This is a genomic window from Enterobacter cloacae complex sp. P13B (assembly GCF_014895915.1).
In the GTDB taxonomy this organism is placed as follows: Bacteria; Pseudomonadota; Gammaproteobacteria; order Enterobacterales; family Enterobacteriaceae; genus Enterobacter; species Enterobacter bugandensis.
Map to the genome: position 1 here is coordinate 1 of NZ_JADBQN010000001.1, position 13,281 is coordinate 13,281.

A 13,281-nucleotide genomic window follows, 5' to 3' on the forward strand; every position below is an offset into this window, starting at 1 on the left:
CCAACTGAGCTACGTAGCCATCTTTTTTTCGCGTTACCTTATCGGCGTTGCGGGGCGCATTATGCGTATAGACCCTTGCAGCGTCAACACCTTTTTCAACGAAAATAGCCGGAATGTGACTGTTTGGTTAGGTTGCGAACAGCGTGGCCGAATATTCGGCAATTATTGGTTATTAATCGGTTTTTGGTGGTGAAATGTGAGGCAAAAAAAACAGGCCCCTGAGGGGCCTGTTTGAAATCGTTGTGATTATTTGTAGGCGGACTGGTGAACGCCTACCGCACGCCCCGATGGATCGTTCATCGCCTTGAAAGATTCATCCCATTCAATGGCTTTTGCGGATGAACAGGCCACTGACGGACCGCCAGGAACACACTCGGCAGCGCTCGGCACCGGGAACAGTTCTTCAAAGATCTCACGGTAGAGGTACGCTTCTTTCGAGCCCGGCGTGTTGTACGGGAAGCGGAAGCTTGCGGTTTCCAGCTTTTGGTCAGAAATCTGCTTCGCCGCCACCTCTTTCAGGGTGTCGATCCAGCTGTAGCCAACGCCATCAGAGAACTGCTCTTTCTGACGCCATGCCACGCTCGCCGGCAGGTAAGATTCAAAACATTCACGCAGGATATGTTTTTCCATTTTGCCGTTGCCGCACATTTTATCCTGCGGGTTGATGCGCATCGCCACGTCGAGGAATTTCTTATCCAGGAACGGCACGCGCGCTTCCACGCCCCAGGCCGACATCGCTTTGTTGGCACGCGCACAGTCGAACATATGCAGCGCCTGCAGCTTACGCACGGTCTCTTCATGAAGCTCTTTTGCGTTTGGCGCTTTGTGGAAGTACAGGTAGCCGCCAAACACTTCGTCAGAACCTTCGCCGGAGAGCACCATCTTGATGCCCATCGCCTTGATCTTACGCGACATCAGGTACATCGGCGTGGAGGCGCGAATGGTGGTCACGTCATAGGTTTCAATGTGATAGATCACATCGCGGATCGCATCCAGGCCTTCCTGCACGGTAAAGTGAATTTCATGGTGCACGGTGCCGAGGTGGTTTGCCACTTCCTGCGCGGCTTTCAGATCCGGTGCCCCTTCCAGGCCCACGGCAAAGGAGTGCAGCTGCGGCCACCAGGCCTCGGAGCGCTCCTGATCTTCCACGCGACGAGCCGCGAATTTCTTGGTGATCGCGGAGATCACGGAGGAGTCCAGACCGCCGGAGAGCAGTACGCCGTAAGGCACGTCTGACATCAGGTGGCTTTTCACGGAATCTTCCAGCGCCTGACGCAGCTCGGCTTTATCCGTCACGTTGTCTTTCACCGCGTCATAGTCAAACCAGTCGCGCTGGTAGTACGAACGGATTTCACCGTCTTTACTCCACAGATAGCTGCCCGCCGGGAACTCTTTGATGGTACGGCAGACCGGTACCAGCGCTTTCATCTCTGAAGCAACGTAGAAGTTGCCGTGTTCATCGTGCCCCATGTACAGCGGGATAATGCCGATATGGTCACGGCCAATCAGGTAAGCGTCTTTTTCGCTGTCGTACAGGGCAAAGGCAAACATACCCTGCAGGTCGTCGAGAAACTCGGGACCTTTCTCCTGATACAGCGCCAGGATCACTTCACAGTCAGAGCCGGTCTGGAAGGCGTAGCGGTCGCCGTACTCGGCGCGCAGCGCCTGATGGTTGTAGATCTCACCGTTGACAGCCAGCGCGTGCGTTTTTTTCTCGTTATACAGCGGCTGTGCACCGGCGTTGACGTCAACAATAGACAGACGTTCGTGAGCCAGAATCGCTTTGTCACTGGCGTAAACGCCTGACCAGTCCGGTCCGCGATGGCGCATCAGGCGGGACAATTCGAGTGCTTTTTTACGCAGTTCGCCCGCGTCAGTTTTAATATCCAGTACGCCAAAAATTGAACACATAACCTTCTCCGTTAACTCTGTTGCATTGTGATGTTGCTTGCTTATGAAAATGCCGCAAAAGAGGGGAGGGGCGCAAGGGTTTTACGGGCCAAAACGGAAATAGTGCAATAGTGATTGCGGAATAGTGAAAAAAGAGTACGTCACGAATCCTTTTATTGATGATTATGCAATGAAAATGGTTTTTTGTTAGATGGTGTTTTGTTTATATAAGCTGAAAATGAAAAACCACGCCCTGGGACGTGGTTCAGAATCAAATAACGTCGATTTCGTCGACAGAGGGGTAAATCCAGCTAGGTCGGAAGGGCATCGTATCGATGTCATCAAGCTGCGAGACGCCAGAAAGTACCAGGATGGTTTCAAGCCCTGCCTGGAAGCCAGCCAGAATATCGGTGCGCAGGTTGTCGCCAACAATGACGGTTTCTTCTGAGTGTGCCTGCATCGTATTCAGCGCGGCGCGGATGATCCACGGGCTCGGTTTGCCGACAACAAAAGGCTTACGGCCGGAGATTTTTTCAATACCGGCGCACAGCGCGCCGCAGGCCGGATAGAAACCACGGCCGTGCGTATCCGGGTTGGTGGCGATAAAGCGCGCACCGTTGGCGACAAAGTAGGCTGCTTTATGCATCATCTCCCAGTTAAAGGAACGCGTTTCACCCACGATCACAAAGTCCGGGTTCACATCGGTAATGGTAAAGCCTGCTTTATACAGTTCGTGGATCAGCGCGCCTTCACCGACCACGTAGGCTTTTTTTCCTTCCTGACGCTTCAGGAAATCCGCCGTTGCCATTGCGGAGGTATAAAACACGCTGTCCGGCACGTCGACGCCTGCGGTGGCAAAGCGGTTCGCCAGATCCTGACCGGTTTGGGAAGGGTAGTTCGTGAGTAGAACCAGTGGCATTCCTTTGTCGATGATGCGGTGAAGAAACTCCGCAGCACCCGGCACGGCAACGTTGTCGTGCATCAGCACGCCGTCGATATCACAAATTACATTCTTAATGGTCATGGACATTCCGACATCAAAAAAAGAAGGCGTTACTATAAGGTCCGATCAGGATTCCAGCAAATGCTGGAGCAGGATCCCGTTGAGCATGGCGCGCTTGACCAGCGCAAACGCGCCAATCGCCGAGCGATGGTCAAGCTTCGAACGAACCACCGGGAGGTTCTGTCGGAATGCTTTCAGCGCCTGGGTGTTGATACAGCCTTCGATGGCGGGCAGCAGTACCTTTTCCGCTTCAACAATCTCTCCGGCGATCACCACTTTCTGCGGGTTAAACAGGTTAATGGCGATGGCGATGGTTTTCCCCAGATGGCGACCTACCTGCTCGATCACCTCACAGGCCAGCGCGTCGCCTTTATTGGCGGCTTTGCAGATGGTGCCTATCTTGCAATCGTCCAGCGTGACGCGGCTTTGATAACCCTGCTCAAGCAGGTGGCGAACGCGCTGCTCGATGGCCGTGTTGGCGGCGATGGTTTCAAGGCAGCCGAAGTTGCCGCAGTGGCAGCGTTCGCCGAGCGGTTCAACCTGGATGTGGCCGATCTCGCCAACGTTACCGTTACGACCAATAAAAATACGGCCATTGGAGATAATGCCTGCGCCCGTACCGCGGTGTACGCGCACCAGAATAGAGTCTTCACAGTCCTGACTCGCACCAAAGTAGTGCTCAGCCAGCGCTAAAGATCGAATATCATGGCCGACAAAGCAGGTCACCTTAAAGCGTTTTTCCAGCGCGTCGACCAGCGCCCAGTTTTCAACCTGAATATGCGGCATGTATCGGATCACACCGCTTTCCGGGTCGACCAGGCCCGGCAGAATGACGGAGATGGCGATCAGTTCGCGGATCTTGCGCTGACAGCTTTCAATAAAGTGCGCGATAGTATTCAGCAGCGCGTGTTCCAGCGTCTCCTGGGTGCGCTCGGGCAGCGGGTAGTGCTCTTCCGCAATGGCTTTGCTGCTCAAATCGTACAGCGTGAGCGTGGTGTCATGACGACCAAGCCGGACGCCAATGGCCTGAAAGTTGCGGGTTTCGGTAATGATGGAGATGGCGCGGCGGCCCCCGGTGGAGGCCTGCTGATCGACTTCTTTGATCAAACCGCGCTCAATGAGCTGGCGGGTAATTTTTGTCACGCTGGCGGGAGCAAGCTGGCTTTGTTCGGCTATCTGGATCCGCGAGATTGGACCATGTTGGTCAATCAGGCGATAAACCGCCGCACTGTTAAGTTGTTTAACGAGATCGACATTACCGATTTGAGCTTGTCCGCCTGGTGTCATACTTTTACTTACTCAGTGACGACCTCGTTACCATTAACGATGGTCTTAATAATTTTATAATCGTGTGTGAATGCCGTCAGGTTTGCAACCATACCTGGTGCAATTCCGCCGAGCTGTTTATCCACGCCGATAGCGCGAGCTGGATAAAGGGTGGCCATACGCAGGACTTCATCAAGCGCAATCCCACAATGCTCCACCAGATTACGCACCCCTTCAATCATGGTCAAAGAGGAGCCACTCAGCGTACCGTTTTCATCCACACACAGTCCATTGCGGTAGTATATTGTTTTACCAGCAAAAATGAACTGCTCAATATTTGCACCTGCTGGCGCGGTGGCATCGGTGACCAGGCAGAGCTTGTCACCTTTCAGCCGTTTGGCGTTGCGAATGTTGGTGTAATCAACGTGCATGCCATCAGCGATAATGCCGCAGTAGACGTCTGGTTCGTCGAGAATCGCCCCGACCAGACCCGGTTCACGGCCGGTAATATACGGCATGGCGTTGTAAAGGTGGGTCGCAAAGGTAATGCCGGCACGGAAGCCCGCTTTGGCTTCTTTCAGTGTGGCGTTTGAGTGACCTGCTGAAACCACAATCCCGGCGGCAGCCAGTTTGCTGATGACCTCAGTACCGGTCATTTCTGGCGCCAGCGTCACTTTAGCGATCACATCAGCATTGGCACACATGTAGTCGACCAGTTCAGCATCCGGCTTGCGCACGTAATCCGGGTTATGCGTGCCTTTTTTCACTATGTTCAGCCATGGCCCTTCCAGATGCAGACCCAGCGCCTGATTCGGGTGTTTGGCCAGGTATTCGCGCATCACGCGGATACCCTGTTTCATCAGGTCATCACTGCTGGTGATGAGCGTCGGCAGATAGCTGGTGCAGCCTGATTTCTCGTTAGCTTTCTGCATGATTTCCAGCGTTTCAACCGTCACCGCCTCGGCGGTGTCATTGAACTGCACACCGCCGCAGCCGTTAAGCTGTACGTCGATGAAACCGGGGGAGATTACTGCTCCATTGAGTGAGCGCTGTTCTATCTCCGGCGGCAGTTCCGCCAGCGGGCAAACACGTTCAATCAGGCCATTGGCGATAACAATCGCATGGTCATCCAGAATTTCATGGCCGGTATAAATCCGACCGTGGGTTAAAGCGTACATATCGACCCCCGGTTAAAAAAAGCGACCGCCTCTGACAGAAGAGGCGGTTATTCAATTACAGACCTTTGATGTTCTCAGCTTCTAACTCGTTGAAGTATTTCAGCGTTTTCACCTTCAGCTCCATCGTGGACGGTTCGTCGCAGACGATGACTGATTTTGGATGCAGCTGCAGGCAGCTGATGGTCCACATGTGGTTAACGTTGCCTTCAACGGCTGCCTGGAGCGCCTGCGCTTTCACGCCGCCCAGTACCAGAATCATCACCTCTTCGGCATCCAGCAGGGTGCCTACGCCAACGGTCAGGGCGTATTTTGGAACCTGGTTCACATCACCGTCAAAGAAGCGGGAGTTTGCCACGCGGGTGTCATGGGTCAGCGTTTTAATACGGGTACGGGAAGCCAGAGAAGAAGCTGGTTCGTTGAACGCGATATGACCATCGTTGCCCACGCCACCCATGAACAGGTGGATTTTACCGTAAGAACGGATTTTTTCTTCGTACTGACGGCATTCTGCGTCAATATCAGGCGCATTTCCATTCAGCAGGTTAATATTTTCAGCTGGGATATCAACGTGATCAAAGAAATTGCGGTGCATGAAGCTATGGTAGCTTTCAGGATGCTCCTTTGGCAGGCCGACATATTCGTCCATGTTGAAGGTCACAACGTGTTTAAAGCTAACCTGGCCCGCTTTATGCATTTCAACCAGCGCTTTGTACGCGGTCAGTGGGGTACCACCCGTTGGAAGGCCAAGAACGAAGGGACGATCGGCAGTAGGCTTGAAGGCATTAATACGGTTAACGATATGGCGAGCGGCCCATTTACCGACTTGTTCAGCAGTTGCCAGGGGAATCAGTCTCATTGTTCACCTCAAAGTTTAAGTAGAAGAGTGGGCGGATGGGTATCGGAACCTGATGCTTAAGCGTAACCTGGAACCTTTCAGGCCGGATCAATCCGTCTTGATTTTTTGAATGATAAAATAAGTTTTGGCTGTTAGCCAGTGAAAGGGAGGGAGGAATACGATATTTGGTGACAAAAATCACAAAAAATAGGTGTTTAATTTGCGATACGAATTAATTTTTCACACACTCAGACTGCCAGTGAATCATCAACTGTATCTATCGTTCGTGACACAATAAAAACATAGTTTATGCGCGAGTCTTAATAATGGGTCTCGTAGGGGGAATAGGATGAATATTTTAGGTTTTTTCCAGCGCCTCGGTAGGGCTTTGCAGCTCCCTATCGCCGTGCTACCGGTTGCAGCGTTGCTGCTGCGATTCGGGCAACCCGATCTTCTTAACGTGCCGTTTATTGCCCAGGCAGGCGGCGCCATTTTTGACAACCTTGCGCTGATCTTCGCCATCGGCGTGGCGTCAAGCTGGTCAAAAGACAGCGCCGGTGCTGCGGCACTGGCAGGGGCGGTAGGTTACTTCATCCTCACGAAAGCGATGGTAACCATCAACCCGGAAATCAACATGGGTGTACTGGCGGGTATCATTACCGGTCTGGTCGGTGGTGCCGTGTACAACCGCTGGGCGGGTATCAAACTGCCTGACTTCCTGAGCTTCTTCGGCGGTAAACGTTTTGTGCCAATTGCGACGGGCTTTTTCTGTCTGATCCTGGCAGCTATCTTTGGCTACGTCTGGCCGCCGGTGCAGCATGCTATCCATGCGGGCGGCGAGTGGATTGTTTCTGCGGGTGCAGTGGGCTCAGGTATCTTTGGCTTTATCAACCGTCTGCTGATCCCAACCGGTCTGCATCAGGTGCTGAACACCATCGCCTGGTTCCAGATTGGTGAGTTCACCAATGCTGCGGGCACCGTATTCCACGGCGACATCAACCGCTTCTATGCGGGTGACGGCACCGCGGGTATGTTCATGTCTGGCTTCTTCCCAATCATGATGTTTGGTCTGCCGGGCGCTGCACTGGCAATGTACCTGGCTGCGCCAAAAGCGCGTCGCCCAATGGTTGGCGGCATGCTGCTGTCCGTTGCGATTACCGCGTTCCTGACCGGTGTAACCGAGCCGCTGGAATTCCTGTTCATGTTCCTGGCGCCAGTGCTGTACCTCATGCATGCGGTGCTTACCGGTATCAGCCTGTTTGTGGCGACCCTGCTGGGCATCCATGCTGGCTTCTCCTTCTCTGCAGGCGCGATCGACTACGTGTTGATGTACAACCTGCCGGCGGCAAGCAAGAACGTCTGGATGCTGGTGGTAATGGGTCTGGTCTTCTTCGTCATCTACTTCGTGCTGTTCACTGCGGTTATTCGTATGTTTAACCTCAAAACACCAGGCCGCGAAGATACCAAAGACGAAGTGGTCACCAACGAAGCCAACAGCAATACCGAAGAGGGGCTGACTCAGCTGGCGACCAGCTATATCGCTGCCGTCGGTGGGACTGACAACCTGAAAGCGATTGATGCCTGTATCACCCGTCTGCGTCTGACGGTGGGTGACTCGGCGCGCGTAAGCGACGCAATGTGTAAACGCCTTGGTGCATCGGGCGTGGTTAAACTGAACAAACAAACTATCCAGGTTATCGTAGGCGCCAAAGCGGAATCCATTGGCGACGAAATGAAGAAAGTGGTTGCCCGTGGCCCGGTCGCGGCGGCATCAGCCGACAGCGCACCTGCGTCGACGGCTGCCCCGGTAGCGAAGCCGCAGGCCGTGCCTAACGCCGTGACGGTGGCCGCGCTGGTCTCTCCGGTAACGGGTGACGTGGTTGACCTTGAGCAGGTGCCTGACGAAGCGTTCGCCAGCAAAGCGGTCGGTGACGGCGTGGCGGTGAAACCAACGGACAAAACCGTTGTGTCTCCGGCGGCAGGTACCATCGTGAAAATCTTCAACACCAACCACGCGTTCTGCCTCGAAACCGAAAAAGGCGCGGAGATCGTTGTCCATATGGGGATCGATACCGTTGCGCTGAACGGTCAGGGCTTTACTCGCCTGGTGGAAGAGGGGGCCGAAGTGGTGGCAGGTCAGCCGATTCTGGAAATGGATCTGGACTTCCTGAACGCCAACGCGCGCTCGATGATTAGTCCGGTCGTGTGCAGCAACATCGACGACTTTAGCGGTCTGGTACTCCAGGCGAAAGGTCAGGTGGTTGCGGGTCAGACACCGCTGTATGAGATTAAAGGCAAGTAATCGCTCCTGAGTAGAGTCATGCCTTAAGCGGCGGGGGATATCCTCCGCCGCTTTTTTTATGGGTAACGTTTTTTCCGTGACATAAAGGTTGTCTCTTCGTCCGGCTTATAAGATCATATGTCGTTATACGTTGTTTACGCTTTGAGGAATCCACGATGAGTGAGGCAGAAGCCCGCCCGAGTAACTTTATTCGTCAGATCATCGATGAAGATCTGGCCAGTGGTAAGCACACCACGGTACATACGCGTTTCCCGCCGGAGCCGAACGGCTACCTGCACATTGGTCACGCGAAATCGATCTGCCTGAACTTTGGCATTGCGCAAGACTACCAGGGGCAGTGCAACCTGCGTTTCGATGACACCAACCCAGTAAAAGAAGACATCGAATACGTTGAGTCCATTAAAAACGACGTTCAATGGCTGGGCTTCAACTGGTCTGGCGATATCTGCTACTCCTCTGACTATTTTGATCAGCTGTATGCCTACGCGGTGGAGCTGATCAACAAAGGTCTGGCATACGTTGACGAGCTGTCTGCGGACGAAATCCGCGAGTATCGCGGTACGCTGACTGCACCAGGCAAAAACAGCCCGTTCCGCGATCGCAGCGTGGAAGAGAACCTGGCGCTGTTTGAAAAAATGCGTGCCGGTGGCTTCGAAGAAGGTAAAGCGTGCCTGCGTGCCAAAATCGATATGGCGTCGCCGTTTATCGTGATGCGCGATCCGGTGCTGTACCGCATTAAGTTCGCAGAACACCACCAGACCGGCAACAAGTGGTGCATCTACCCGATGTACGACTTCACCCACTGCATCAGCGATGCGCTGGAAGGGATTACGCACTCGCTGTGTACGCTGGAGTTCCAGGATAACCGTCGTCTGTACGACTGGGTGCTGGATAACATCACCATTCATGTGCATCCGCGTCAGTACGAGTTCTCTCGTCTGAATCTGGAATACACCGTGATGTCCAAGCGTAAGCTGAACCTGCTGGTGACCGACAAGCACGTTGAAGGCTGGGACGACCCGCGCATGCCGACCATCTCCGGCCTGCGTCGTCGTGGTTACACTGCCGCTTCTATTCGTGAGTTCTGCAAACGTATCGGCGTGACCAAGCAGGACAACACCATCGAAATGGCGTCTCTGGAATCCTGCATTCGTGAAGATCTTAACGAAAACGCCCCGCGCGCGATGGCTGTTATCGATCCGGTGAAACTGGTTATTGAAAATTACCCGCAGGGTGGAAGCGAGCTGGTCTCTATGCCTAACCATCCGAATAAACCGGAAATGGGAAGCCGCGACGTGCCGTTCAGCGGTGAGATCTGGATCGACCGTGCTGACTTCCGTGAAGAAGCCAATAAGCAGTACAAGCGTCTGGTGTTGGGTAAAGAAGTTCGTCTGCGTAACGCCTACGTCATCAAAGCCGAGCGCGTAGAGAAGGATGCTGAAGGTAACATTACCACCATCTTCTGTTCGTACGATGCTAAGACGCTGAGCAAAGATCCGGCAGACGGCCGCAAGGTGAAAGGCGTGATCCACTGGGTGAGCGCTTCCCACGCGCTGCCGGTAGAAATTCGTCTGTACGATCGTCTGTTCAGCGTGCCTAACCCGGGTGCGGCTGAAGACTTCCTGGCGACCATCAACCCGGAATCTCTGGTGATCAAGCAAGGTTATGCGGAGCCATCGCTGAAAGCCGCTGAAGCGGGCAAAGCGTTCCAGTTCGAGCGTGAAGGTTACTTCTGCCTGGACAGTCGTTATAGCACGACAGAAAAACCGGTATTTAACCGTACCGTAGGTCTGCGTGATACCTGGACCAAGATCGGCGAATAATAACGCTGCACTGGTCAATGAGAAACAAACGCCGCTTATAGCGGCGTTTTTTTATTTAATGATCATATCGTTAAAGTAGGCCCGTAATTAGGCCAGATAAAATTTTTGGTCAATGCGGTGCTACTTATTTTTCTAAAAAAAGTTTGTCTGTTTCATAAAAAAGAGAATTAAGACAAATACGGGTTTTATTACGATCTAATACGCCGAAATTACCTGCTCTACCCCCGCCACACCTCGCATTCGGCCAAATGTTACAAAGCACTACCAATTATGTGCACTTCGTCATAATCCTGACTTTTGCCCACTGAAAAGCATTGATAATTCGCGTCGCGAAAAATAACCTAAAGACGGTAGTTAATTCGAGGGTATTTATAACTACCCCTGGCCTTTTGGTCTTTTATATTTTCGCCGTTTAAGGCGTTTTAATTCGTCAAAGAGGAATAATCTATGCGTACGTTCAGTGGCAAACGTAGTGCGCTGGCGCTGGCTATTGCCGGTGTGACAGCAATGTCGGGCCTGGTGGTGACACCAGAGGCAAAAGCAGCAGGTTTCATCGAAGATTCTACCCTCACTGGCGGTATTTATTACTGGCAGCGTGAACGTGACCGTAAAGATGTCACAGAAGATAAATACAAAACCAACCTCTCTCACTCCACCTGGAACGCCAACCTGGACTTCCAGTCAGGCTACGCCGCCGATATGTTCGGTCTGGATATTGCCGCGTTTACGGCGATTGAAATGGCTGAAAATGGCGACAGCGGCCACCCGAACGAAATTGCCTTCTCCTCCAGCAATAAAGCCTATGACGAAGACTGGTCAGGGGATAAAAGCGGTATCAGCCTTTATAAGGCCGCAGCGAAATTCAAATACGGCCCGGTATGGGCGCGTGGGGGCTATATTCAGCCAACCGGCCAGACGCTGTTAGCACCGCACTGGAGCTTTATGCCTGGTACCTATCAGGGGGCAGAAGCCGGGGCTAACTTTGACTATGGTGATGCAGGTGCGTTGAGCTTCTCCTATATGTGGACCAACGAGTACAAAGCGCCGTGGCACATTGAGATGGACAAGTTCTACCAGAACGATAAGAAAACCAAAGTCGATTACCTCCACTCGCTGGGCGCGAAGTACGATTTCAAAAACGATCTGGTTCTGGAAGCTGCATTTGGTCAGGCGGAAGGCTATATCGATCAGTATTTTGCTAAAGCCAGCTACAAATTTGATATCGCCGGTAGTCCGCTGAGCACCAGCTACCAGTTCTACGGTACGCGCGATAAGGTCAGCGATGGCAGCGTAAATGACATTTATAACGGTACCGCGTGGCTGCAGGCGTTAACCTTCGGCTACAAGGTTGGCCAGGTTGATTTGCGCCTGGAAGGGACATGGGTGAAGGCGGAAGGGCAGCAGGGCTACTTCCTGCAGCGTATGACGCCGACCTATGCCTCATCCAACGGTCGTCTGGATATCTGGTGGGATAACCGCTCAGACTTCAACGCCGACGGCGAGAAAGCGGTCTTCTTCGGCGCCATGTATGACCTGAAAAACTGGAACCTGCCGGGCTGGGCTGTGGGCGCTTCTTACGCTTACGCCTGGGATGCAAAACCAGCAGACATGGCGACGCCGGATGCGTACTACGATCCAAACTATCGCCTGAAAGAGTCCTCCTACAGCCTGGATGCTATCTACACCCTGCAGGATGGCCGCGCGAAAGGCACGATGTTCAAGCTGCACTTTACGCAGTATGACAACCACTCCGATATCCCAAGCTATGCGGGCGGTTACGGCAACATCTTCCAGGATGAACGTGACGTCAAATTCATGGTTATCGCCCCATTCACCATCTTCTGATGATCACACCGGCGGGCTGAGTCCCGCCGGTCTGGAGACTGCATATGATGAAAAAAATCGTAATCGTCGCGCTGATGGCATCAGGGCTGGTGGCGTGTGTTCAGACTCAGGCGCCGAAAGAGGACGCCCGTCTGAAGGAGGCGTATAGCGCCTGTATTAATACCGCGGAAGGATCGCCTGAGAAAATTGAAGCCTGCCAGAGCGTGCTAAATGTGTTAAAGAAAGAGAAAGCGCATGAGGCGTTCGCGACGCAGGAGAATGTTCGCGTGATGGATTATCAGGCCTGCATCCAGGCACGTAAAACCGGTAACGATCAGGAAGTGGCGAAGCGTTGCGATAAAATCTGGAACGAGATACGCAATAACAACAAATGAGTTGATCTACGCCCGGTGGCACTTTGCTGACCGGGCTTTTTTAATGCAAAAAAAAGCCAACCTTACGGCTGGCTCAGAGTATGAACGCTAACTTATTTTGTGTCGTGAGCGTGTTCATTCTCGCGGCAATCCCCTTCAGCGCAGTGACCGTAAAGGTACAGGCTGTGGTTGGTCAGGCGAATGCCATGACGAGCTGCGATTTCACGCTGACGCGCTTCGATGGAATCATCGCTAAATTCAATGACCTTGCCGCAATCGAGGCAGATCAGGTGATCGTGGTGATGCTGCTGGGTCAGTTCGAATACAGATTTACCGCCTTCGAAATTATGACGGGTAACAATGCCCGCGTCATCAAACTGGTTCAGCACGCGATATACGGTGGCCAGCCCAATCTCTTCACCCATGTCGATAAGACGTTTATAAAGGTCTTCCGCACTGACATGGTGATTGTCTGGACCCTGAAGCACTTCCAGGATTTTTAACCGAGGAAGCGTTACTTTCAGGCCAGCCTTCTTTAATGCGGTATTGTTGTCAGTCATGCGGAATCTGTCCTGTTGCTAAACGATTCACTTCTCTGGGAAGTGACAGAAAATGCACCTGGGATAATGCGTCTCATTATAGAACTGCCATGCCTAAATGAAAACTGCAAGTCTCAGGCAAAGTATGCTTATAAAAACGTGGTATCACCTACAAACTTGCTCAAAGGAAACCACATTTTGCCAGGGAGACATTGTACAGGTCTGGGCGAAAAAGTTAAAAGTTTGT

The 13,281-nt window shown here is 52.8% G+C and carries 10 protein-coding genes and 1 pseudogene; 5 read left to right on the top strand and 6 right to left on the bottom strand.

What is annotated here, in order from left to right:
• Window positions 1-193: pseudogene (locus IM273_RS22360) on the top strand (hypothetical protein); the annotation flags it as partial.
• 53 nt (window positions 194-246) lie between these two features.
• On the opposite strand, the gene asnB reads toward IM273_RS22360, so the two are convergent.
• The 5 genes from asnB to nagB all read right to left on the bottom strand — a co-directional run bounded on the left by asnB (window position 247) and on the right by nagB (window position 6,193).
• Window positions 247-1,911 carry an asparagine synthase B gene (gene asnB / locus IM273_RS00005; RefSeq protein WP_155026403.1) on the bottom strand — a complete coding sequence of 555 codons (1,665 nt, stop codon included), beginning with the start codon at window positions 1,909-1,911 and terminating at the stop codon, window positions 247-249.
• A gap of 250 nt (window positions 1,912-2,161) precedes the next feature.
• The gene (nagD, locus tag IM273_RS00010) at window positions 2,162-2,914 is read right to left on the bottom strand and encodes a ribonucleotide monophosphatase NagD (RefSeq protein WP_028012353.1); all 753 of its coding nucleotides are present in this window, start codon (window positions 2,912-2,914) and stop codon (window positions 2,162-2,164) included.
• A gap of 45 nt (window positions 2,915-2,959) precedes the next feature.
• Complete coding sequence (locus tag IM273_RS00015) at window positions 2,960-4,180, bottom strand: N-acetylglucosamine repressor (protein ID WP_028012354.1); 1,221 nt, start codon at window positions 4,178-4,180, stop codon at window positions 2,960-2,962.
• An 8-nt stretch (window positions 4,181-4,188) separates the two neighbouring features.
• Window positions 4,189-5,337 carry an N-acetylglucosamine-6-phosphate deacetylase gene (nagA, locus tag IM273_RS00020; RefSeq protein ID WP_028012355.1) on the bottom strand — a complete coding sequence of 383 codons (1,149 nt, stop codon included), beginning with the start codon at window positions 5,335-5,337 and terminating at the stop codon, window positions 4,189-4,191.
• Between the two features lie 55 nt (window positions 5,338-5,392).
• On the bottom strand, window positions 5,393-6,193 hold the full coding sequence (gene nagB / locus IM273_RS00025) for a glucosamine-6-phosphate deaminase (protein ID WP_028012356.1): 801 nt from the start codon (window positions 6,191-6,193) through the stop codon (window positions 5,393-5,395).
• Between the two features lie 328 nt (window positions 6,194-6,521).
• Between nagB and nagE the strand changes: the two genes are divergently transcribed.
• The 4 genes from nagE to chiQ all read left to right on the top strand — a co-directional run bounded on the left by nagE (window position 6,522) and on the right by chiQ (window position 12,516).
• A complete protein-coding gene (gene nagE / locus IM273_RS00030; RefSeq protein WP_028012357.1) occupies window positions 6,522-8,474 on the top strand; it encodes a PTS N-acetyl glucosamine transporter subunit IIABC in 1,953 nt (650 codons plus the stop codon).
• A gap of 155 nt (window positions 8,475-8,629) precedes the next feature.
• A complete protein-coding gene (gene glnS, locus IM273_RS00035) occupies window positions 8,630-10,297 on the top strand; it encodes a glutamine--tRNA ligase (RefSeq protein WP_193051161.1) in 1,668 nt (555 codons plus the stop codon).
• A gap of 447 nt (window positions 10,298-10,744) precedes the next feature.
• Entirely contained in the window at window positions 10,745-12,142 is a 1,398-nt protein-coding gene (chiP, locus tag IM273_RS00040; protein WP_028012359.1) for a chitoporin, read from the top strand.
• Between the two features lie 47 nt (window positions 12,143-12,189).
• Window positions 12,190-12,516: a ChiQ/YbfN family lipoprotein gene (gene chiQ / locus IM273_RS00045; protein WP_028012360.1), complete on the top strand. Its 327-nt coding sequence runs from the start codon at window positions 12,190-12,192 to the stop codon at window positions 12,514-12,516.
• Between the two features lie 92 nt (window positions 12,517-12,608).
• Here chiQ and fur read toward each other — a convergent pair whose 3' ends face one another.
• Complete coding sequence (fur, locus tag IM273_RS00050; RefSeq protein WP_028012361.1) at window positions 12,609-13,055, bottom strand: ferric iron uptake transcriptional regulator; 447 nt, start codon at window positions 13,053-13,055, stop codon at window positions 12,609-12,611.
• Window positions 13,056-13,281: the final 226 nt, after the last annotated feature.

Excerpts from the sequence above, each read along its gene's own strand:
- chiQ (WP_028012360.1), top strand. The coding sequence starts at position 12,190 with ATGAAAAAAATCGTAATCGTCGCGCTGATGGCATCAGGGCTGGTGGCG.
- nagB (WP_028012356.1), bottom strand. The coding sequence starts at position 6,193 with ATGAGACTGATTCCCCTGGCAACTGCTGAACAAGTCGGTAAATGGGCC.
- asnB (WP_155026403.1), bottom strand. The coding sequence starts at position 1,911 with ATGTGTTCAATTTTTGGCGTACTGGATATTAAAACTGACGCGGGCGAA.
- chiP (WP_028012359.1), top strand. The coding sequence starts at position 10,745 with ATGCGTACGTTCAGTGGCAAACGTAGTGCGCTGGCGCTGGCTATTGCC.
- fur (WP_028012361.1), bottom strand. The coding sequence starts at position 13,055 with ATGACTGACAACAATACCGCATTAAAGAAGGCTGGCCTGAAAGTAACG.
- nagD (WP_028012353.1), bottom strand. The coding sequence starts at position 2,914 with ATGACCATTAAGAATGTAATTTGTGATATCGACGGCGTGCTGATGCAC.
- nagA (WP_028012355.1), bottom strand. The coding sequence starts at position 5,337 with ATGTACGCTTTAACCCACGGTCGGATTTATACCGGCCATGAAATTCTG.
- nagE (WP_028012357.1), top strand. The coding sequence starts at position 6,522 with ATGAATATTTTAGGTTTTTTCCAGCGCCTCGGTAGGGCTTTGCAGCTC.
- IM273_RS00015 (WP_028012354.1), bottom strand. The coding sequence starts at position 4,180 with ATGACACCAGGCGGACAAGCTCAAATCGGTAATGTCGATCTCGTTAAA.
- glnS (WP_193051161.1), top strand. The coding sequence starts at position 8,630 with ATGAGTGAGGCAGAAGCCCGCCCGAGTAACTTTATTCGTCAGATCATC.